Here is a 20,956-nt window from a genome sequence, read left to right as displayed (position 1 = left end):
CCCGGCACGGGCAGCCCGATCATCAAGCGGTCGGGCAGCGCGGCACCGGCGGAAGCAGCGGAGAGGTGGTGAGCGTCGTCGAGTTCCGGATCGACCGCCGCAGTGGCGTCGCCACCTACCTCCAGATCGTGCAACAGGTCCAGCAGGCGCTGCGGTTGGGCATCCTGGTGGAGGGCGACCGCCTGCCGACCGCCGCACAGGTCGCCGCGACGACCAAGGTCAACCCCAATACGACCCTGAAGGCCTACCGCGAACTGGAACGCGAGGGCCTGGTCGAACCGCGCCCCGGCCTGGGCACCTTCGTCAGCCGTACGCTCGCCCGCCCCACGACCGCGGCGGACGCCCAGCTGCGCGAGGAACTCCGCGCCTGGATGTGCCGGGCCCACACCGAGGGCCTGGACCGGGAGGACGTCCGGGCACTGGTGAACTCGGTACTGCAGGAGCGCTATCCCGACGCCTGAACGGGCGTCCCACCGGGCGGCGAACGGGGGCGGGCCCCTGCCCGGTTGACCCTCACCCGGCGTCAGGCCCCATCCTGAGGCCCGGCCCGGCGGGCGGCACCGCCGCACCGCCCGGGCCGGCCGCACAGGACGGGACGAAGGGCGCTGCGATGGGCTACCCGGTCGGGCAGGTCTCCGGCTTCACGGGGATCACGGTGCGCACCCTGCACCACTACGACACCCTCGGCCTGCTCTCCCCCGGCGACCGCAGCCCGGCCGGCTACCGCCTCTACAGCGACGCCGACCTGGCCCGGCTGCAGCAGATCCTCTTCTACCGCGAACTCGGCTTCCCCCTCGACGAGATCGCCACCATCCTCGAGGACCCCCAGGCCAACGCCCTCGACCACCTCCGCGCCCGGCACCGCCTGCTCACCGGGCAGATCGCCACGCTGCGGCGGCTGGTCGAGGTCGCCGAGCACGCCATGGAGGTCCAGCAGACCGGGGTGGATCTGACGCCCGAGGAGCGGTTCGAGGTCTTCGGCGAAGTGACCTTCGACCTCACCTACGCCACCGAGGCCCATCTGAAGGGGCAGCACCGCGAGGGCCACCAGCGCGCGATGGCGCGGGCCGCCACGCACTCCAAGGAGGACTGGGCGACGCTCATGGCCGAGGCCGCCGACTGGCGCCTGCGGCTGAGAGCCGCCTTCGACGCCGGGGAGCCGGCGGACGGCGAGTGCGCCATGGACCTCGCGGAGGAACACCGCCGGCACCTCTCCCGCTGGTTCACCCCCTGCCCCACCGACATGCACGGCCGGATCGCCGACGACTTCGCCGCCGACCCCCGCGCCTTCGCCCTGGTCTTCCCGCCCTCCGCCCAACGCCCCGGCCTGGCCCCGTACCTGCGCACCGCCGTACACGCCAACGCCGTACGCCGGTCGCCACCGGCCTGAGCCCCGCACCGGCGCCACGCCACGCCATGCCACGCCGGACCACAGCACGCCCACGCCCCTCTCGCCCCTCCCCTCCCCTCCCCCTGCCCCTGCCCCTCTCTCCTTGACCCGAAGGCCGGCCCGCCCATGCCCAAAATCCTCCTCACGGCCGCCGGTTCGTACGGCGACGTCGCCCCGTACACCGGCGTGGGCGCCCGGCTGCGCGAAGCCGGCCACGAGGTCGCCCTCGCCACGCACGACAGCTACGCCCCCCTCGTCCGGGCCGCCGGACTGGAGTTCCGCCGGCTCCCGGCCGACCCCCGGCTCCCGGCCGACCCCCGGCGCCCCGACGCCACCGGGCCGGCCCGGAACACCGGCCCCCGCGCCCTCCTGAGCAGGGCCGCCGCCTTCCTGCGCGAACTGGGCGACGGGCTCGCCGACGCCGCCCAGCAGGGCACCGACCTCCTGCTGTTCTCCACCACCACGGCGCCGCTCGGCCACCACCTCGCCGAGGCGCTGCACCTCCCGTCCCTGGATCTGCCCCTCGTACCCGGCGCCCCCACCGGCGACTTCCCCCCGGTCGTCAGCGGCGACCGTTCCCTGGGCCGCTGGGGCAACCGCACCGCCGGCCGGCTCTCCCTGCGCGTCCTCGACCGCCTCTCCGCTGACGCGGCCCGCGACCTGCGCGCCCGCCTCGGACTGCCGCCCGCCACCGCCCGTACGGTCCGCCGCCGCACCGAGGCCGCCGGCCGCCCGGTCCTGCACGGCTTCAGCGAGGTCCTGCTGCCCCGCCCGGCGGACTGGTCCGCCCGCCTGGAGGTCGTGGGGAACTGGTGGCCCTGGCACGCCCCCGACGAGCGACTCCCGGCCGTCGTCGAGGACTTCCTCGCCGCGGGCCCGCCCCCGGTCTTCGTCGGCTTCGGCAGCATGGCGGCCGGCGACGGCGAGCGGCTCGGCGCCCTCGCGGCGGACGCCCTGCGCCGCGCCGGGCTGCGCGGCGTCCTGCAGTCCGGCTGGGCGGGCCTGGCCGCCCCGGAGCACCCCGACCTCCTCACCGTCGGCGCGATTCCGCACGCCCTGCTCTTCCCCCGGATGTCCGCGGTGGTCCACCACTGCGGGGCCGGCACCGCCGCCGCGGGGCTGCGCGCGGGCGTCCCCACCGTCCCGGTCCCGGTCACCGCCGACCAGCCCTTCTGGGCCGCCCGCCTGGCGGCCCTGGGCGTCGCCACCGCCCCGATCCCCTTCCGGGACCTGTCCACGGACCACGGCGCCGCCCGCCTCGCCCACGCCCTCACCCAGGCCACCGCCGCCCCCGCCCGCCGCGATCACGCCACCGCCGCCGCCCACCGTCTCGCCGCCGAGGACGGCGCCGGCGCGGTGGCCGGGGCGGTCGGCCGCCTGTGGGCATGAGGCGTCGCGGACACCCCACCTCACCCGGCCGGCGGCCCGTACCGCGAAACCCCCGGCCGGCGGAGCCTTGGCCACCCGTTCGGCCGCCGCGCGCCCCGCCCCGGGATGCGACCACCCGCCACTGGGCGTGGGCTCGCAGGTATGACGACGTTCCGCACCCGCACCCCGCTGCGCAGAATGCTGCTGCACGCCATAGCCCCGGCGGCCCTGGGTTCCGTCCTCGCCCTGGCGGCGGCCCCGGCGGCCCTCGCCGCCCCCGCCGGCAAGCACTGGACGCACCCCACGGCCGCCCGTTACCGCATCAGCGCGCCCTACGGCATCCGCGGCGCCTGGCGCGCCGGCCACCACACCGGCGTCGACCTCGCCGTCCGTGCCGGCACCCGGATCAGGTCCGTGGGCTCGGGCACCGTCGTCCTGGCCCGGCGGTCCGGCGCCTACGGCAAGGCCGTGACGATCCGCATGAACGACGGCCGCTACGTCCTCTTCGGCCACCTCTCCCGCATCACGGTCCGCCCCGGCCAGAAGGTCCGCGCCCGCACCCGCCTCGGCTACAGCGGCGCCACCGGCCGCGCCACCGGCCCCCACCTCCACTTCGAGGTCCGCACCAGCCGCCGCTACGGCTCGGACATCAACCCCCTCACCTACCTGGCCCGACACGGCGTACGCCTCACCTCCGGCCCCTTCCGCCGCTAACCGGGACCGCCGGCCCCAGGCAGACCGCCGCCCCTCACCACCACCCCCACCCGCGATACTGAGCACATGCCCGCCGCCACACGCACCCCCCGCACCAGCTGGATCGAGCAGGGCCTGCGGGCACTGGCCGCCGGCGGCCCGGACGCGGTCCGGATCGAGAGCCTCGCCCGCGCGCTCGGCGTCACCAAGGGGGGCTTCTACGGGCACTTCGCCAACCGCGGGACGCTGCTCGACGCCATGCTCGACACCTGGGAACGCGAGAGCGTCGACGAGGTACGCCACCGCGTCGAGCGCGAGGGCGGCGACGCCCGGACGAAAATCCAGCGGGCCGGCCGGCTCGTCTTCGCCAACGACCGCCTGCTGCCGATCGACCTCGCCGTCCGCGACTGGGCCCGGCGCGACGAGGCGGTCGCCGAGCGCCTGCGCCGCGTCGACAACCGCCGCATGGACTACATCCGCGAACTGTTCGGCAGCTTCTGCCCGGACCCCGACGAGGTCGAGGCCCGCAGCCTCCTCGCCTTCTGCCTGGCCATCGGCGCCCCCTTCCTCGCCTCCGACCACGGCCCCCGAACCCGCCCCGACGTCGTCTCCCACGCCTCCGACCTCCTCCTCAACCGCCCCCACGACCTCACTCAGCGCTGACCCACCCCGCGCGCGAGCACCAGCCGGTCCCTTGCACGAACTCCTGCGGCCCTGCTGGACGAGCGGCCGGACGTGGCCATGGTGGACATGCGCCTGCCGCCGAGCTTCACCGACGAGGAGATCCCGGTCGCACTGGAGGCGCGCCGCCGCATGCGGAACCTGCTGTGGGCACAGTGCGCGGTCAAGGGTCACGGTCACGATCACCGGCCTCCCTGCGTCGGACGGCACCTGGTACACGTTCGTCCCGCACGCAGCCAGGACACCGCCTGGATCGCCGCCGGTCTCGGCCTGATCGAGGCCCCGGTCGGCCTGCTGATCGCCCCGTACGTCCTGCGGCTGCACGCCCGGATCACTCACTCCCCGCCGGCGCCGACGGCCAAGGACGGATGAGCCTGCGGGTGGAGCACCTCGCCCGGACCCGTACGGACGTCATGGACTCCTCCGCCGCCGAAATCCGGCGCGTCGACCGCGACTTGCACGACGGCGCACAGGCCCGGCGGCCGGCCATGGGCATGGAGTCCGGCAGCGCTCTCCTCGGCATCCAGCACCAACTGGCCGCCTTCGACAGCACCCTCGGCATCAGCAGCCCGACCGGCGGCCCGACGACCGCGAGCCTCCAGATCCCCGGCACCCTGACGGTCCTGCCCTGACCACGGCCGCCCGCGCTCACGCCTGAGTTCCCGTCAGCCCTCCGTCACGGCGCAGGCACACCTCATGCCCCGGATGCGACGGGAGCCACCCTGGCAGACGTCTTCCTGAGCCCTGGCCCACCAGGCCGACTGACCCACACAGGGGCTCCCACGCAAAGATCCCGACCAGACGATGACCGTCTGACCGGGATCTCATGAACCGTTCGTGGACCAACCCGCGAACAGTTCTGCGTAATGCGCTGTGGACCTGAGGGGATTCGAACCCCTGACCCCCTCGTTGCGAACGAGGTGCGCTACCAGCTGCGCCACAGGCCCTTGCGACGAGTGAAACTCTAGCATCTCGGTCGCGGTGCTCGGAAATCGCTTCCGGTGCTGGTCAGCGGAGGGCTGTCACTCGTTCGCGGCGCGCGGGCGGTCCTCGTCCTCGTACTGGTCGAAGAGCGGGGTGCGGCCGCGGGTGCGGCGGCCGGGGTGGGTGGGGCGGTCCGGCTGGGGGGTGTCGGGCTGGGGGTGGTCGGGGGCGGCGCTGGAGCGGGCGGAGCTCCAGGCGTCCTCGGCGTCCAGGTCGACGTGGCTGGTGGCGCGCGGGGCCACGGGGGCGGTGACGTAGGTGGGGAGGGGGACCGGGACGGGCTCCCAGCTGCCGGCGGCGGGGCGCGGGCGCTCGCGTTCGCGCTGCTGGTCGACCCACTCGGCGTGGTCGGTCTCCTCCACCAGGGCGCGGCGGCCGGCGGTGTGGACGGGGGTGGCGGGCCGGGGCGGTTCCGGGGTGGCGTCCGGGGCGTCAGTGCGGACGTCGGCCGGGTGGTCGTCGGCGGGCGGCTGGTCGGCCGCCTGGTGAGGGCGTCGGCGGCCCTCCCGCAGTCGCTGTGCCGCCGCCTCCGCCTTGCGCTGGTCCATGGTGAAGGTGAAGCGGCGGCGCTCCTGGGTGCGCAGATAGACGATGTAGGCGGTCAGGAGCAGGGCGGGGAGGGCGGGGGCCCAGAGGAAGGGCACGCCGCCGACCGCGGCGACGACGGCGCCGACGGTGAAGGCGAGGAAGAGCAGGGTGGTGGTGCGCCGGCGGCGGGCCAGGACCTTCGCGCGCTTGGTCCGCTCGGCGGCGGAGGGGCGCGGAGAGGCGGCCTGCACCCGGGTGCGGGGGGCCTCGGGCGCGTCCGCCGGAGCGGGGTCGCCGAAGGACCGGGCGGCGGCCTCGTCGGCCGGAGCGTCCGGGTCCACTTCGTCGCCCGCATCGTCGGCGGGGTACCCACCACGCTCTTTGTCGTAGCGGCGCTGCATGGCCGCGCGTCCGGACAGCAGCCGGATGGCGGTGCTGAAGCGCTCGGTCGGACGGGCCTCGTTGAGCTCGTCCTGCCTACGGAGCCACATCGGCACCAAGTAGGCAGCCCAGGCCCCGACGATGACTGCGTAGATGAGGCCGCTGCTTCTCACGACTCACACGGTAGAGGGGTTTGCAGGGGGCCATCCGCCAATTGAGCCGGTGTGTCGCACGATCTGGCTGATATCTCGAACTTTTTTGTGATGGTAGAGATCGGCGCGGTCGCCTATCGGGTCGATCGGCGACACTATTCGAACATTTATTTTATTTACGAGGGGAGCCGGGAGTACCGGGTCTCTCCCGCCGCCAGCGGTTGAGCAGGCCCTCGGGCACCTCTTCCGCGGTGAGGGCGTATACCGCGTGGTCGCGCCAGGCGCCGTCGATGTGCAGATAGCGGGGGCGGATGCCCTCTTCGCGGAATCCGAGTTTCTCCACCACCCGCCGGCTGGGGGTGTTCTCGGGCCGAATGCAGACCTCGATGCGGTGCAGTCCCACGGCGCGGAAGCAGTGGTCGACGGCGAGCGCCACGGCGGTCGGCATGACGCCGCGGCCGGCGACTCCCTGGTCGACCCAGTAGCCGATATGGCCGGCACACATGGAGCCCCAGGTGATCCCGGCGACCGTGAGCTGTCCGGCGAGCCGACCGCGGTATTCGATGACGAACGGCAGCATCCGGCCGGCGTGCGCCTCGGCGCGCAGATGGCGGACCATCTGCCGGTAGGTGGGGCGGTGCGGCGGGACGAGGCCGGGCGGGGGCGGCGGGATGGTCGCTTCCCAGGGGCGCAGCCAGTCGCGGTTGCGGCGGTTGACCTCGCGCCAGGCCCGCTGGTCGCGCATCTTTATCGGGCGGAGGATGACCTCCCCGTCCGTGAGGACCACGGGCCAGGACGCGTTCAGTTCGGGCTCCCGGACGCTGCGGGGTGGTCGCCGCCGTGGATCTGGTCGACGGCGTGCGGCAGCAGGTCGGCGAGGACGGCGAGGCCGTCGCGGACCCCGCCGGTGGAGCCGGGGAGGTTGACGATCAGGGTCGTGCCGGCGACGCCCGCGAGGCCGCGGGAGAGGGCGGCGGTGGGAACCTTCGCCCGGCCGGCGGCGCGGATCGCCTCGGGGATGCCGGGGACCTCGTGGTCCAGGACCCGGCGGGTGGCCTCGGGGGTGCGGTCGGTGGGCGACAGGCCCGTGCCCCCGGTGGTCAGGACGACGGCGTAGCGGCCGGAGGCGACGGCCTCGCGCAGGGCGGCTTCCACCGGGTCGCCGTCGGGCACCACCTGCGGGCCGTCGACCTCGAAGCCCATGGCGGTCAGGCCCTCGGCGAGCAGCGGGCCGCCGCGGTCGGCGTAGACGCCGGCGGCGGCCCTGTTGGAGGCGGTGACGACCAGGGCGCGGGCGGGTGTCATGACCGGCTCCAGTCGCCGGACTTGCCGCCGGTCTTCTCCTCGACGCGGACGTCGGAGATGACGGCGGCCTTGTCGACGGCCTTGACCATGTCGACGACGGTGAGGGCGGCGACGGAGACCGCGGTCAGCGCCTCCATTTCGACGCCGGTGCGGTCGGTGGTCTTGACCGTGGCGGTGATCTCGACGGCGTCGTCGGTGACGGAGAGGTCGACCTTGACGCCGGAGACGGCCAGCGGGTGGCAGAGCGGAATCAGGTCGGGGGTGCGCTTGGCGCCCATGATGCCGGCGATCCGGGCGGTGGCCAGGGCATCGCCCTTAGGCATGCCCTCGCCCCGCAGCAACTCGATGACCTGCGGCGATACCAGGACCCGGCCACGGGCGCGGGCGGTGCGGTCGGTGACATCCTTGGCGGAGACGTCCACCATCCGGGCCGCGCCCGCCGCGTCGAGATGGGTGAGGTGGTGCTGGCCGCTGCTCATCGTTCTCCCGGTCAAAACTGCCGCCTGTGGGACGACACCGTACCTCCGGCGGCGACGGGTCAGCCGAGCAGGACGACGTCCACCTCGCTGTCCGCGGCGACCTCGGTGCTCTCCTCGGGGACGACGATCAGGGCGTTGGCATGGGCCATGGCCTTGATCAGGTGCGAGCCGGCGCCGCCGACGGGGGCGACCGTGCCGGCGTCGGCGTCGTACAGGCCGCGCAGGAACTGGCGGCGCCCCTGGGGCGAGGAGGCGATGCCGTCGGTGATCCGGGCGCGGAGGGTGGGCCGGTGGACGTCGGGCAGTCCCATGAGGACGCGGAGGGCGGGGCGGACGAACAGCTCGAAGGAGACGTACGAGCTGACGGGGTTGCCGGGCAGGGCCAGGAGCGGGATGCGGTCGGGGCCGATCAGGCCGAAGCCCTGGGGCTTGCCGGGCTGCATGGCCAGGGTGCGGAACTCGACCGTCCCCCCGGCGAGCGGCGAGCCGTCGTCCTCCGTCGCGGACAGCGCGGTCAGGGTCTCCTTGACCACGTCGTAGGCGCCGACGCTGACGCCGCCGCTGGTGACGAGGAGGTCGGCCCGGATGAGCTGGTCCTCCAGGGTGGAGCGGAGGGTGTCGGCGTCGTCGGCGACGGCGCCGACGCGGTAGGCGAGGGCTCCGGCGGCGCGGGCGGCGGCGGTGAGCTGGAAGCTGTTGGAGTCGTGGATCTCGCCGGGGCCCAACGCCTCGCCGGGCTGGACGAGTTCGCTGCCGGTGGACAGCACCACGACGCGGGGGCGGGGCCGTACCCGGACCGTGCCGCGGCCGATGGCGGCGAGCAGACCGATCTGCGAGGGGCCGAGGACCGTGCCCGCCTGCAGGGCCTGCTCGCCTTCGGTGACATCGCTGCCGCGGGTGCGGATGTGGGCGCCGGCCGCGGCCGGGCGGTGGACGCGGACCTCGCCGCCGGCATCCTCGGGGGCTGCGCTGTGGGCGCGCATCGCGGCGGCCGGGCCCTCGCCCGCTCCGCCGTCGGTCCACTCGACGGGGACGACGGCATCGGCGCCGGGCGGCACCGGGGCGCCGGTCATGATGCGGGCGGCCTGGCCGGGGCCGACGGCCGGCAGCTCGCCGTGGCCGGCTGCGATGTCCCCGATGACGGTGAGGGAGACCGGGGCGTCCCGGTCGGCGGCGGTGGTGTCGGCGGCGCGGACGGCATAGCCGTCCATGGAGCTGTTGTCGAACGGCGGCAGGGCGACCGGGACCGTGATGTCCTCGACCAGGACGCAGCCCTGGGCGTCGAGGAGTTGCAGCTCGATCGGGTCGAGGGGGGCGATCTTCGACAGGACGTCGTCGAGATGCTCGGCCACCGACCAGACGCGGTCCTGGTGGCGGGTCTGGCCGGTGGTGCCGTTCAACGTCTTACATCTCCTCGGTCACGTAACTGCGAAGCCAGGACCGGAAGTCCGGGCCGAGGTCTTCACGTTCGCATGCGAGTCGGACAATGGCACGCAGATAGTCGCCGCGGTCGCCGGTGTCATAGCGGCGGCCCTTGAAGACCACGCCGTGCACCGGGCCGCCGAGGGCGGGGTCGGCGGCCAGCGCCTGGAGGGCGTCGGTGAGCTGGATCTCGCCGCCGCGGCCCGGGGCGGTCTTGCGCAGCACCTCGAAGACGGCCGGGTCGAGGACATAGCGGCCGATGATGGCGAGGTTGCTGGGGGCCTCGGCCGGGTCGGGCTTCTCGACCAGGTCGGAGACGCTGACCACGTCGTCGTCGCCGGTGGGGGTGGCGGCCGCGCAGCCGTAGAGGTGGATCTGGGCCGGGTCGACCTCCATGAGGGCGATGACCGAGCCGCCGTACTGCTCCTGTATCTCGACCATGCGCGCCAGCAGCGGGTCGCGGGGGTCGATCAGGTCGTCACCGAGGAGGACGGCGAAGGGCTGGTCGCCGACGTGTGGTGCGGCGCACAGCACCGCGTGGCCCAGGCCCCTGGGGTCGCCCTGGCGGACGTAGTGCATGGTCGCCAGGTCGCTGGACTCCTGGACCTTGGCGAGGCGGGACTCGTCGCCCTTGCGGTGCAGGGCCTCTTCGAGTTCGTAGTTGCGGTCGAAGTGGTCCTCAAGGGGGCGCTTGTTCCGGCCGGTCACCATCAGGACGTCGGAGAGTCCGGCGGCGGCCGCCTCCTCCACCACGTACTGGATGGCGGGCTTGTCGACGACCGGGAGCATCTCCTTGGGCGTGGCCTTGGTGGCGGGGAGAAACCGGGTGCCGAGGCCGGCTGCGGGGATGACAGCCTTGCTGATCCGCGTGTGCGATGGGGTCATGCGCGCCACCATAACCGGCCCTATCGGAGTGATGATGAGGGTACGGCGAAAAGCCACAAGACCGGGAGCAAGGGCACACAGTGAGCGTCGATCACGATAGAAAGCGCAGGTTGCGGCGGGCCCTCCTGGAGGTGAGGAGTGCGTTGCCGCCGGATGTCCTCGCGTCGACGGGCGAGGCACTGGCCCGGCGCGCACTGGAGCTGGACGAGCTGGCCGACGCCGGCTCCCCCGGCACCGCGCCCACCGTCGCCGCGTATGTCTCGATCGGCGGTGAGCCCTCCACCCGCGCGCTGCTCGACCGGCTGCGGGCGGCCGGGGTGCGGGTGCTGCTGCCGGTCCTGCTGGCGGACAACGATCTGGACTGGGCGTGCTACGAGGGCGCCGGGCGGCTCGTCCGGGCGGGCCGCGGGCTGCTGGAGCCGGCCGGGCCGCTGCTGGGACCCGAGGCCGTCACCGAGGCGGACGTGGTGCTGCTGCCGGGGCTCGCGGTGGACCGCGGCGGGCTGCGGCTGGGGCGCGGCGGCGGCTCCTACGACCGGGTGCTGGCGCGGCTGGAGCGGGCCGGTGCGCGGGCGTCGCTGGTGGTGCTGCTCTATGACGCGGAGGTGCTGGCGGAGGTGCCGGCCGAGCCGCACGACCGGCGGGTCCATGCCGCGGTGACCCCGTCGGCGGTGCACCGGTTCGCCGCGCCGGGGACCCGCGCGGAGGGCTGAGGCGGGCCCGCCGGGGAAGCCGCAGGGGCGGACCGGAGTGTTCCGGCCCGCCCCTGCGGTGCGGTGTGCAGCGGCGGTTGAGGCCGCCCGCCCCTACGGCGACAGCGTCAGCGTGTCCTTGCCCGCCTTCTTGACGGCGTCCTCGCTGTAGGCCCAGGGCAGCAGTTCGCCCTTGGCCCACCTGTCGGTCTGGTCGTAGTAGTGGGCGTCATAGGCGTGCCCGGAGGCGCCGGTGAGGTTGATCCAGCGGGACTTGTCGAGGTCGGCGAGGTTGACCACCATCCGCATCGACGGGACCCAGGTGACCTTGTAGCCGCCGGCGGCGTTCCAGCCGGTGGCGTCGACCGCGGCCTCGCCGCCGCCGACGTTCCAGGGGCCGCGGTTGAACAGGCCCTGCAGGATGCCGGGTCCGTCGGTGCCCAGGGTCTGGTTCTTCAGGAACATCTGGTGGAGCCGTCCCCAGCTCCAGTTGTCGATGTTCTTGCCCAGCTTGGAGGTCAGCTCGTAGCGCGCGTCCGTCATGGCGTGGGCCAGGAGCTGGTCGCGGTTCTTGTCGCCGGCGCGGCCGGGGCGGTCCTCGGTCTTCCACCAGGAGTTGTTGGGGTCGTCCAGGATGCCGCGGACGACCTCGTACCAGCGGTCGCCGCCGTCGGGCTGGGCGGTGTCGCCGGCCCGCTCGCCGCACTCCCGCACGTACTTGTCGTTCTCGTCGGCGGGTCCGGTCTCGTCGGCCGGGCGGACGGTCAGGCACTGCCCTTCGGGGCGCAGCTCCTTGGGCATCTTGTTGCCGAAGGCGAGCTTGAGGGTGTTGCGCCAGACGGCGTTGAAGTAGGCGGCCGCGGCGGAGTCGGGCTCCTGGGTGAAGTCCCAGCCGTTCAGCAGCTGCTGGGCGTCGCGGACGTACTTGTCCTTGATGTCGATCTTCGTCAGATAGGGCGTCAGCAGCCGGGCGATCTCGCTGCTGTTGTCCTTCTGGAAGGCCTGCATGTCGTCGGTGGAGACCTTGCCGCCGTCCTTGATCTTCGACTGGATCAGGTCGTTGATCCGCTGGCTGCGGGAGCCGTAGCCCCAGTCCTTGGTGAGGAGGTAGGGGTACTTCTCGTCGGCGACGGCCTGGTTGGCGGTGACGATGTAGCCGCGCTTGGGGTTGTACTCGTAGGGCAGGGACTTCTGCGGGATGTAGCCGGTCCACCGGTACCTCGGGTCCCAGCCCGGCGCCGGGTAGGTGCCGTCGAAGCTGCCGTCGCCCTTGCCGCGGACGGGGATCTGGCCCGGGGCCTGGTAGCCGATGTTGCCCTTGGTGTCGGCGTAGATCAGGTTCTGGGACGGGACCTCGAAGTGCCCGGCGGCCTTGCGGAAGCCGGTCCAGTCCTTGGCGCGGTTCAGTTCGAAGACGGCGTCCATGGACTTGCCAGGGTTCAGCGCGGTCCAGCGCAGCGAGACGGCGTAGCCGTCGCCGCGGTCCGGTGCGGCGTTGCCGACCGGGGCGTCCTTGCCGACGCCCGCGAGTTCGCCGTCGCGGTCGGAGACGATCGGCCCGTTGGTGGTGGAGCGCACGGTGATCTCGCGGCTCTCACCGCCGGCGACCTTGATGGTCTCCTTGCGGGTCGCGAAGGGCCGCTGCCGTTTGTCGTAGAGATAGCCGCCGGCGCTGACCTTCTCCAGGTACAGGTCGGTGACGTCCGCGCCGAGGTTGGTCATGCCCCAGGAGATGTCCTGGTTGTGGCCGATGACGACGCCCGGCATACCGGAGAAGGTGAATCCGGAGACGTCGTAGTTGCACTTGGGACTCGTGGTGCGGCAGTGCAGGCCCATCTGATACCAGAGCGAGGGCATCTGCGGTGCCAGGTGCGGGTCGTTGGCGAGCAGCGGCTTGCCGGTGGTGGTGTGGGCGCCGGAGACGACCCAGGAGTTGGAGCCGATGCCGTTGCCGTTCGGGCCGAGCAGCGCGGGGACCTTGTCGAGTGTCTTGGACAGCGAGGACAGCTGCGACTGGAAGCCGGCCGCGGTCCCGGCGGCGCCCGCGGGGGCGGAGTTCGCCGCGGTACCGGGCTTGAACTGCTTGGTGGCGGGGTCGACCGCGCCACCCTCGACGATCGGCTTGTTCCGCTTGTACGGGTAGGCCGGGTAGAGCTGGGCGATCTGCGCCGGGGTGAAGCGGCTGGTCATCAGGGACCGGTCGATCTCTTCCTGCATGTTGCCGCGCAGGTCCCAGGCCATCGCCTTGAGCCAGGCCACCGAGTCGACCGGCGTCCACTTCTCGGGCTTGTAGTCGTTCTGGAAGTCCAGCGCCGCGTACTCCAGGGACAGCGCGGAGCCCTCGTGGTCCTTGAGGTAGGAGTTGACGCCCGCGGAGTAGGCCTGGAGGTACTTCTTGGTGCTCGGCGACAGCTTGGTGTCGTACTCCTTCTGCGCCACGCGGTGCCAGCCCAGGGTACGCAGGAAGGAGTCGGTCTTGACCTGGCTCTTGCCGAACATCTCCGAGAGCCGGCCGGAGGTCATGTGGCGCCGGACGTCCATCTCCCAGAAGCGGTCCTGCGCCTGGACGTATCCCTGGGCACGGAAGAGGTCTTCGTCGGTGTCCGCGTAGATCTGCGGGATCCCGTTGGCGTCGCGGGTGACGTCCACCGGGTTTGTCAGGCCCGGGACTTTGAGCGAACCGGTGGTCTGCGGGAACGAGGCACGGACGGTACTGACGCCCCAGAACGCGCCGAAGCCGATGCCCGCCACGAGCAGCAGCACGACCGTGATCGCGACGAGGCGGCCGCGCCGCCCCTTCTTTTTCCTGGGGACTGGGCCGGACTTGTTGGCGGGCATCTCTGTCCTTCGAGGGGCAGGGTGGGAGTGCTGGAGCAACCATAGGCGCACGGGTTCGGCGACCCCTACGCGGAGTCACCGCCAGCACATCCAACCTTCAAGTAATGGTAAATTGTTAGCCTCAGTAACTAGATACGTTAAGGAAAACCGTTCCCGGTAGCCCGTGCGAGGAAGGATCAGCTCCTGTCTGTCGATCACCTCAACGAACTCCTGCTGATCTGCTCACTCGTACTGCTCATCGCGGTCGCCGCGGTACGGGTCTCCTCGCGCAGCGGGCTGCCGAGCCTGCTCATCTATCTGGGGATAGGTGTCGCGATAGGGCAGGACGGCCCCGGCGGCGTCATCTTCGACAACGCCGAGCTGACCCAACTCCTCGGCTATGCCGCGCTGGTCGTGATCCTCGCCGAGGGCGGCCTGGGCACCAAGTGGAAAGAGATCAAGCCGGCGCTGCCACGGGCGGCGTCCCTGTCGACGGTCGGCGTCGCGCTGAGCGTGGGGGTCACCGCGGCCGGAGCGCACTATCTCGCCGGACTCGACTGGCGCCAGGCGCTGCTGATCGGCGCCGTGGTCTCCTCCACCGACGCCGCCGCCGTCTTCTCCGTGCTGCGCAGCGTGCCGCTGCCGGCCCGGCTGACCGGCATCCTGGAGGCCGAATCCGGCTTCAACGACGCCCCGGTGGTCATCCTCGTCGTCGCCTTCTCCACCGCGGGGCCGATCGAGCACTGGTATCTCCTGCTCGGCAAGATCGCCCTGGAGCTGGCGATCGGCGCCGCCATCGGCCTGGCCATCGGCTGGCTCGGCGCGTACGCCATGCGGCATGTGGCGCTGCCCGCGTCCGGTCTGTACCCCATCGCCGTCATGGCCATCGCGGTCTCCGCCTACGCGGCCGGTGCGCTGGCGCACGGGTCCGGTTTCCTCGCCGTCTATCTGGCCGCGGTGATCCTCGGCAACGCCAAGCTGCCGCACTCCCCCGCCACCCGCGGCTTCGCCGAGGGCCTCGGCTGGATCGGCCAGATCGGCATGTTCGTCCTGCTCGGTCTGCTGGTGACCCCGCACAACCTGCTCGACGACATCGTGCCCGCGCTGCTGATCGGCATGATCCTGACCATCGTGGCCCGGCCGGTGTCCGTGTTCGTGGCGCTGCTGCCGTGGCGGATGCCGTGGCAGGAGAAGACCCTGCTGTCCTGGGCCGGGCTGCGCGGCGCGGTCCCGATTGTGCTGGCCACCATCCCGATGGTGACCGAGGTGCCCGGCAGCGAACGGGTCTTCAACATCGTCTTCGTGCTGGTCGTCATCTACACCTTCGTCCAGGGGCCGACGCTGCCCTGGCTCGCCCGGCGGCTGCGGCTGGGCGACGGCGAGGAGGCCGCCGACCTGGGCATCGAGTCGGCGCCGCTGGAGCGGCTGCGCGGCCATCTGCTGTCGACCACCATCGGCCCGGCCTCCCGTATGCACGGCGTCGAGGTCGGCGAACTGCGGATGCCCTCGGGCGCCGCCGTCACCCTCGTCGTTCGGGACGGCACCAGCTTCGTCCCCGCGCCCACGACGGTGCTGCGCCGCGGCGACGAGCTGCTGGTGGTGGCCACCGACCCGGTGCGCGACGCGGCCGAGCGGCGGCTGCAGGCGGTCTCCCAGGGCGGCAAGCTGGCCGGCTGGCTGGGCATCCACGGCTCCCCGGGACGGCGGCCCGGCCCGCACTGAACACCGGCGGACCGGGAGTGTGCCGCATATCTCCATGGATTCGGAGGAAATACCTGGGAAGCCCTGTCCTGTCCCAGGGTTTCCCGCGCTGCGGCCTGTAGTATGAAGACGCAACATCGACGAACCAACTCTGCCTGATGCAGAGCTGGCGCGACCGCTCGGCGGCCGCGGTCCTCTGCCCCACGCAGCCACCTCTCCGGTGCGGACCACGCGGTATCACTCGGTCCTGCGCGAGAGGACAGCTCTCGGCGCGTATCCGTGACGACCTCGCGGGCGGCGCGCTACCAGGCGGCAGAAAGGCCCGGCCGTGGCATCCGCGGTCAAGGACTCCCGCTCCGGTTACGGAACACTCCTGCGCACCCCTGGTGCATGGACATTCCTGCTGCCCGGCTTTCTGGCCCGGCAGCCCTTCGCCATGCTGACGATCGGCATCGTGCTGCTCGTCCAGTCCACCACCGGCTCGTACGGCACCGCGGGCGCGGTGTCCGCGACCACCGGCGTCGCGATGGCACTGTTCGCCCCGCAGAGCGGCAAGCTCGCCGACCGCTTCGGCCAGCGCGCGGTGCTGCTCCCCGGCGTACTGGTGCATGCCGCCGGCGTCGCCGCGCTGATCACCCTCGCCCTGGCACACGCCCCGCTGTGGGCGCTGCTCGCGGTGGCCGTCCCCACGGGCGCCTCGACGCCGCAGGTCGGCCCCATGGTGCGGGCCCGCTGGGCGGCCCGGCTCGGCGCCGGCCCGCTGATGCCGACCGCCGCCGCCTTCGAGTCGGTGACCGACGAGTTCACCTTCGTGGTCGGCCCGGTGCTGGCGACCGCGCTGTGCACCGGCATCCACCCGGCGGCCGGACTGATCGCCGAGGCCGTGCTGACGCTGGCCGGCGGGCTGCTGTTCGCCGCGCAGAAGCGCAGCCAGCCGGCGGTGCACCGGCCCGGGGCGGGCGAGCGGCCGCGCGTCTCGGCGCTGTCGGTGCCCGGCGTGCGCGTCCTGATCGTGGCGTTCCTCGGCATCGGCGCCGTCTTCGGCGGGATGCAGGTCTCGCTGACCGCGTTCACCCAGCACATCGGGCAGCCCGGCATCAACGGCGTGCTCTACGGGATCTTCGCGGGCGGCAACATGCTCGCCGGGATCGCCTGCGGCGCGATCGCCTGGAAGATCGGCCCGCGGCGCCGGCTGCTGGTCGCCTACGGGCTGCTGGCGCTGGCCACCACCCCGCTGTGGACGGTGACCGCGGTGCCGCTGCTCGGCGCCGTCGGCCTGGTCGTCGGCCTGTGCATCGCCCCGGCCCTGATCACCGGCTACACCCTCGTGGAGACGCTGGTGCCGGCCGCCGCCCGGACCGAGGCCTTCACCTGGCTGACCGGCGCGGTGGCGCTGGGCCAGGCGGCCGCGGCCACCTCGGCCGGTCAGCTCGCGGACGGCTTCGGGCCGAGCACCGGATTCCTGGTGCCGCTGGCCGGTACGGCGCTGGCCTTCACCGTGCTGCTGGCGCTCCGCGCCCACCTGCTGCCCCGCGGCTCGGCGGCGAGCGCCGAAGTGGCCGCCGCGCGCCTTCCGGCCCCGGCTCCTGCCGGCGTGGAGGACCGCGAGCGGGAGCTGGCGCGCGCCTGAGCCGACGTGGAGTCGGTCACCGTTGGGCCGGTCACGGTGGACTGATGGCCGGGAATACTGCAAGATGGAGCGTCGTTAGCACTCATCGAGTGAGAGTGCCAGGAGGAAGACACAGTGCCGACCTACCAGTACCAGTGCACCGAGTGCGGCGAGGGCCTCGAGGCGGTGCAGAAGTTCAGCGACGACGCGCTCACGGAGTGCCCCAGCTGCAATGGACGCCTCAAGAAGGTGTTCTCCGCGGTCGGCATCGTCTTCAAGGGCTCCGGCTTCTACCGCAACGACAGCCGCGGCTCGTCGTCCAGCAGCAGCCCCGCGAAGACCGCGGCCGCGTCCGGTGCTTCGTCCTCCTCGGACTCCTCGGGCTCCTCGAGTTCTTCGTCCGGCAGCTCCGACAGCAAGGCCGCCGCTCCGGCCGCCGCCTCGTCGTCGTCCGGCAGCAGCTCGGGCAGCAGCTCCGCCGCCTGACCCACAGCGTTCCGGGCCCCGCCGTCACCGACGGCGGGGCCCGTTGTCTTACGGCTTGCTTTCGTCCGCGTCACTCTCCTGCCCCACGCCGCCGCGCCCCGATAGTGTGACCGGCATGGCTGACGCGGAGATTGGTGTAATCGGCGGCTCGGGGTTCTACTCGTTCCTCGACGACGTGTCCGAGGTCGCGGTGGACACCCCCTATGGGGCCCCCAGCGACTCGGTCTTCCTGGGGAAGATCGCCGGCCGCCAGGTGGCGTTCCTGCCCCGGCACGGCCGCGGCCACCATCTCCCGCCGCACCGCATCAACTACCGGGCCAACATGTGGGCGCTGCGCTCGCTCGGCGTGCGCCAGGTCCTCGGCCCGTGCGCGGTCGGCGGGCTGCGCCCCGAGTACGGCCCCGGCACGCTGCTGGTGCCCGACCAGCTCGTGGACCGCACCAAGGCCCGGACCCAGACCTACTTCGACGGGGAGACCCTGCCGGACGGCAGCACCCCCAATGTCGTCCATCTGACCTTCGCCGACCCGTACTGCCCCGCCGGGCGGGAGGCCGCCCTCGCGGCGGCCCGTGGCCGGGACTGGGAGCCGGTGGACGGCGGCACCCTCGTCGTCGTCGAGGGCCCCCGCTTCTCGACCCGCGCCGAATCGCGCTGGCACGCCGCGCAGGGCTGGTCGGTGGTGGGTATGACCGGGCACCCCGAGGCCGTACTGGCCCGCGAACTGAGCCTGTGTTACACGTCGTTGACGCTGGTCACCGACCTGGACGCGGGGACCGAGACCGGCCATGGCGTCTCCCACGAGGAGGTGTTCCGGGTCTTCGCGCAGAACGTCGACCGGCTGCGCGAGGTCCTCTTCGACGCGGTCGCCGCCCTCCCCGACAACGCCGCCCGCAGCTGCCTGTGCACCGACGCCCACGCGGGCTGGGATCTGGGCATCCAGCTGCCGTGATCCCGCGCGGCCTCACCCTTCGGGGTGGCCGAGTTGTCCACAGGGGCGGGGTCGTACACAGCCTGGAGCGGGCCGGCGCGGACTCCGGCACGGTGGTGATCGCCGGTTCTCCGAACCCCTCACCACAGGCGGTGCCCAGATGCCCCGTACCCCGTCCGCTTCCCCTCCCCTGACCGGGCCCGGACTCCTCTCCCCTCCCCTGACCGACCCGGGACTCCCTTCGCCGCCCCTGGCCGACCCCGGGCTCCTCTCTCCTCCGCTTCCCGCTCCCCCGCCGTGTGAGGTGCCGCACTTCCCGCCGGTGCGGGCCGGCGGCGGCCGGGCCCGGCTGGGCCGGACCGCGCGGCGGCGCGTGCTGGCCGCCGGCCTGGCGACGGCCGCGGCGTTACTGGCCGGCGGCGCGTCGTACGGCGCCGTACGAGCCGCTCCCGCCGCCGGCTGTCCTTCGGCGGCGGCCGTGGGAGGGCGGTGATCATGCTCCAAGATCGAGTGGCTTCGGCCCCCGGGTCACGTGACACTTCTGCGAGTGGCAGGGCAGCTGCTGCCTGCCCCTGTGGGCACGCCCACCGCACCGGTGGGGCGGCATCCGCCCACCGGGACGGCAGGAGCGAGACCCTCCGCCGGATCCGCGCCGACGCGGTCGCCGGTCACCGGCCGGCGCGGCAGGACTGGACACCTCCGCCCTGCCCTGACGTAAGTTGCGGTGCTGAGTGTTGGTGCACCGTGTGTAATGAGCAAGGAATGAGGCTGTCTGGTGAGCGAGAGCAAGGGCGTCCTGCAGGGATTCAAGGAATTCCTGATGCGCGGCAACGTCATCGAACTCGCGGTCGCGGTGGTCGTCGGTGCGGCCTTCACGAACATCGTCAACGCGGTGGTGAAGGGGATCATCAACCCCCTCGTGGGTGCGCTCGGATCGCAGAACCTCGATCATTACCAGTCCTGCCTGACCGCGACCTGCGCCAAGGATCCCAAGACGGGTGCCTTCAGCGACGGCATCTACATCCTGTGGGGCTCCGTACTCAGCGCCGCCCTGACGTTCGTGATCACCGCCGCGGTCGTCTACTTCCTCATGATCCTTCCGATCAACAAGTGGAAGGAGCGCCAGATGTTCAGGAAGCCGGTGGAGGACGCCCCGTTGGGCCCGACCGAGATCGAGCTGCTGACGGAGATCCGCGATGCGCTCATCGCGCAGCGCACCGGCGGGACGTCGATGTCCTCGGGCACCATCGGCACCCAGAAGACGCACGAGTAGCAGGCGCCGAACGGCCGGCCGATGCCGCCCCGTCGCCTCGCTCAGAGGTGGTGGGGCGGCTTTTCGTCGAGGAAGCGGGCGAGGTCGGCGGCGCCGTCCCCGCCGGTGGGGCGCTCGCCCCAGCCGCGGTCGGTGTCGTCCGAGGACTGCTGGGTCAGCGGATCGTCGAAGATCAGCCGCGCCGCGGGCTTGCGGGCCGGACGCGCGGCGGGCGCGGGTGCGGCGGCCTGTTCGGCGCCGGAGGCGTCCTGGGACTCGGTGGCCGGCTCATGGTCGGGGGTGCTGCTCACCCCTCCAGGGTACGGCCGGGCCGGGAGCTCCCGACCGGCGCGGGCCGCCCGCGATCCCCTCGGCGGAGGGTGCCCGCGGGCGAGGCCGCACTCAGCGCACCCGGGGCCGGCAGGCGGGCCGGCAGGATGTGCCTGGCCGCTCCCGGCCGGGGCCGGCGCTCACGGGTGATACAGCTCCCACGCACGGGCCGTATCGACGGAACCGTCCTCGGGAATCGGCAGAAAGTGCTTCACCTGCCACGCCTGCGTGCTCCGGGCCTGGCGGCTGGTCGTCTCCACCCACGGCGGATAGAGACGGAAAGCGCGCTTTCCACCGGAGCCGTTACGGGAAACGATGCCCCGCTCGCAGAGCGCCTCCCGCGGAAAGACGAAGTGCCCGAACCGCCCGTCGTCGCGAGTGCTGATCACGAAGAGATCGACCGGGTCCGTGGAATCGAAGGGCTGAATCGGCCCGCCGGGGCGCCGCTTCCACACCGTGACGAACTGTCCGACCTTCGTCGGAGTGGTTTTGCCCACCCGGAACCTGACGGACAAGCCGTCGAGAGTGAATTCATGCGCCGCATACTCGGCACTCTCGGCCTCGGGCACCGGCCGCGAGCAGACGAATCCGCACGGGTCATACACCGATGCCTTCGCCGCCAGCAGTTCGCCGTGCAGCGATTCCCCGTCCGGCCATGGTGCGGTAGGTGCGGGGCCGTGGTCCGACGGTCCCCCGGAATATGTCGCCATTCCGGCATCCTGCCATCGCCGGCCGCCGCACCTGTCGGCGGGATACCGGTGGCTGGGATGCGGGGGCGGGAACCGTCCGGGTAGTGGCCAGGTAGCTGTCTGGCGAGCGGCCGGGCCGCTGGCTACTGGCTACTGCAGGGAACCATCCGGGGCTGGTACCGGG

At 72.6% G+C, this 20,956-nt stretch carries 22 protein-coding genes and 1 tRNA gene; 13 read left to right on the top strand and 10 right to left on the bottom strand.

Translation table 11 applies throughout. The annotated features are described in order from the left end of the window. Window positions 1–65 precede the first annotated feature (65 nt). From OIU81_RS21625 to OIU81_RS21595, 7 genes are all read left to right on the top strand, one after another. Window positions 66–461, top strand: a complete 396-nt coding sequence (locus OIU81_RS21625) for a GntR family transcriptional regulator (protein ID WP_329155271.1) — start codon at window positions 66–68, stop codon at window positions 459–461. Window positions 462–610: 149 nt separating this feature from the next. Continuing rightward, a complete protein-coding gene (locus OIU81_RS21620) occupies window positions 611–1,390 on the top strand; it encodes a MerR family transcriptional regulator (RefSeq protein ID WP_329150339.1) in 780 nt (259 codons plus the stop codon). A gap of 126 nt (window positions 1,391–1,516) precedes the next feature. Beyond that, a complete protein-coding gene (locus OIU81_RS21615) occupies window positions 1,517–2,779 on the top strand; it encodes a glycosyltransferase (RefSeq protein WP_329150337.1) in 1,263 nt (420 codons plus the stop codon). Between the two features lie 141 nt (window positions 2,780–2,920). After that, window positions 2,921–3,472: a M23 family metallopeptidase gene (locus OIU81_RS21610; protein ID WP_329150335.1), complete on the top strand. Its 552-nt coding sequence runs from the start codon at window positions 2,921–2,923 to the stop codon at window positions 3,470–3,472. A 66-nt stretch (window positions 3,473–3,538) separates the two neighbouring features. Continuing rightward, window positions 3,539–4,114, top strand: a complete 576-nt coding sequence (locus tag OIU81_RS21605) for a TetR/AcrR family transcriptional regulator (protein WP_329150333.1) — start codon at window positions 3,539–3,541, stop codon at window positions 4,112–4,114. Window positions 4,115–4,192: 78 nt separating this feature from the next. Continuing rightward, the gene (locus OIU81_RS42385) at window positions 4,193–4,504 is read left to right on the top strand and encodes a hypothetical protein (RefSeq protein WP_443074021.1); all 312 of its coding nucleotides are present in this window, start codon (window positions 4,193–4,195) and stop codon (window positions 4,502–4,504) included. Continuing rightward, window positions 4,501–4,764, top strand: a complete 264-nt coding sequence (locus OIU81_RS21595; protein ID WP_329150331.1) for a hypothetical protein — start codon at window positions 4,501–4,503, stop codon at window positions 4,762–4,764. Before OIU81_RS42385 ends, OIU81_RS21595 begins: the two co-directional genes overlap by 4 nt. Before the next feature lie 242 nt (window positions 4,765–5,006). Here the strand turns inward: OIU81_RS21595 and OIU81_RS21590 are convergent. From OIU81_RS21590 to galU, 7 genes are all read right to left on the bottom strand, one after another. After that, window positions 5,007–5,079, bottom strand: a tRNA-Ala gene (locus tag OIU81_RS21590). Between the two features lie 75 nt (window positions 5,080–5,154). Continuing rightward, on the bottom strand, window positions 5,155–6,198 hold the full coding sequence (gene sepX, locus OIU81_RS21585; protein ID WP_329150329.1) for a divisome protein SepX/GlpR: 1,044 nt from the start codon (window positions 6,196–6,198) through the stop codon (window positions 5,155–5,157). Between the two features lie 151 nt (window positions 6,199–6,349). Beyond that, the gene (locus tag OIU81_RS21580) at window positions 6,350–6,964 is read right to left on the bottom strand and encodes a GNAT family N-acetyltransferase (protein WP_329150327.1); all 615 of its coding nucleotides are present in this window, start codon (window positions 6,962–6,964) and stop codon (window positions 6,350–6,352) included. Window positions 6,965–6,978: 14 nt separating this feature from the next. Next, the gene (locus tag OIU81_RS21575; RefSeq protein ID WP_329150325.1) at window positions 6,979–7,482 is read right to left on the bottom strand and encodes a MogA/MoaB family molybdenum cofactor biosynthesis protein; all 504 of its coding nucleotides are present in this window, start codon (window positions 7,480–7,482) and stop codon (window positions 6,979–6,981) included. Further along, window positions 7,479–7,961, bottom strand: coding sequence for a cyclic pyranopterin monophosphate synthase MoaC (gene moaC / locus OIU81_RS21570; protein WP_329150323.1), 483 nt, complete (start codon window positions 7,959–7,961; stop codon window positions 7,479–7,481). Before moaC ends, OIU81_RS21575 begins: the two co-directional genes overlap by 4 nt. Before the next feature lie 59 nt (window positions 7,962–8,020). After that, window positions 8,021–9,361: a molybdotransferase-like divisome protein Glp gene (gene glp / locus OIU81_RS21565; RefSeq protein WP_329150321.1), complete on the bottom strand. Its 1,341-nt coding sequence runs from the start codon at window positions 9,359–9,361 to the stop codon at window positions 8,021–8,023. 4 nt (window positions 9,362–9,365) lie between these two features. After that, window positions 9,366–10,268 carry a UTP--glucose-1-phosphate uridylyltransferase GalU gene (gene galU / locus OIU81_RS21560; protein WP_329150319.1) on the bottom strand — a complete coding sequence of 301 codons (903 nt, stop codon included), beginning with the start codon at window positions 10,266–10,268 and terminating at the stop codon, window positions 9,366–9,368. Between the two features lie 110 nt (window positions 10,269–10,378). On the opposite strand from galU, the gene OIU81_RS21555 reads away from it, so the two are divergent. After that, window positions 10,379–10,981: a 5-formyltetrahydrofolate cyclo-ligase gene (locus tag OIU81_RS21555; RefSeq protein WP_329150317.1), complete on the top strand. Its 603-nt coding sequence runs from the start codon at window positions 10,379–10,381 to the stop codon at window positions 10,979–10,981. 93 nt (window positions 10,982–11,074) lie between these two features. Here OIU81_RS21555 and OIU81_RS21550 read toward each other — a convergent pair whose 3' ends face one another. Further along, window positions 11,075–13,798: a penicillin acylase family protein gene (locus OIU81_RS21550; protein WP_329150315.1), complete on the bottom strand. Its 2,724-nt coding sequence runs from the start codon at window positions 13,796–13,798 to the stop codon at window positions 11,075–11,077. Between the two features lie 183 nt (window positions 13,799–13,981). On the opposite strand from OIU81_RS21550, the gene OIU81_RS21545 reads away from it, so the two are divergent. From OIU81_RS21545 to mscL, 5 genes are all read left to right on the top strand, one after another. Then, window positions 13,982–15,499, top strand: coding sequence for a potassium/proton antiporter (locus OIU81_RS21545; protein WP_329155269.1), 1,518 nt, complete (start codon window positions 13,982–13,984; stop codon window positions 15,497–15,499). 307 nt (window positions 15,500–15,806) lie between these two features. After that, window positions 15,807–17,108, top strand: a complete 1,302-nt coding sequence (locus OIU81_RS21540) for an MFS transporter (RefSeq protein ID WP_329150313.1) — start codon at window positions 15,807–15,809, stop codon at window positions 17,106–17,108. 114 nt (window positions 17,109–17,222) lie between these two features. Further along, complete coding sequence (locus OIU81_RS21535; protein WP_329150311.1) at window positions 17,223–17,573, top strand: FmdB family zinc ribbon protein; 351 nt, start codon at window positions 17,223–17,225, stop codon at window positions 17,571–17,573. Window positions 17,574–17,688: 115 nt separating this feature from the next. Then, window positions 17,689–18,522 carry an S-methyl-5'-thioadenosine phosphorylase gene (locus OIU81_RS21530; RefSeq protein WP_329150309.1) on the top strand — a complete coding sequence of 278 codons (834 nt, stop codon included), beginning with the start codon at window positions 17,689–17,691 and terminating at the stop codon, window positions 18,520–18,522. A 754-nt stretch (window positions 18,523–19,276) separates the two neighbouring features. After that, window positions 19,277–19,774 carry a large conductance mechanosensitive channel protein MscL gene (gene mscL, locus OIU81_RS21525; RefSeq protein ID WP_329150307.1) on the top strand — a complete coding sequence of 166 codons (498 nt, stop codon included), beginning with the start codon at window positions 19,277–19,279 and terminating at the stop codon, window positions 19,772–19,774. Window positions 19,775–19,815: 41 nt separating this feature from the next. On the opposite strand, the gene OIU81_RS21520 is transcribed toward mscL, so the two are convergent. Beyond that, window positions 19,816–20,064 (bottom strand): hypothetical protein, encoded by a 249-nt coding sequence (locus OIU81_RS21520; protein ID WP_329150305.1) that lies wholly within the window; start codon window positions 20,062–20,064, stop codon window positions 19,816–19,818. A 159-nt stretch (window positions 20,065–20,223) separates the two neighbouring features. After that, window positions 20,224–20,793, bottom strand: coding sequence for a MepB family protein (locus tag OIU81_RS21515; RefSeq protein ID WP_329150304.1), 570 nt, complete (start codon window positions 20,791–20,793; stop codon window positions 20,224–20,226). Window positions 20,794–20,956: the final 163 nt, after the last annotated feature.

Origin of the sequence: Streptomyces sp. NBC_01454, from assembly GCF_036227565.1 — a bacterium.
Classification (GTDB): Bacteria; Actinomycetota; Actinomycetes; order Streptomycetales; family Streptomycetaceae; genus Streptomyces.
Note: the sequence above shows the minus strand (reverse complement) of the source record. Positions and strands in the feature narration are given on the sequence as shown.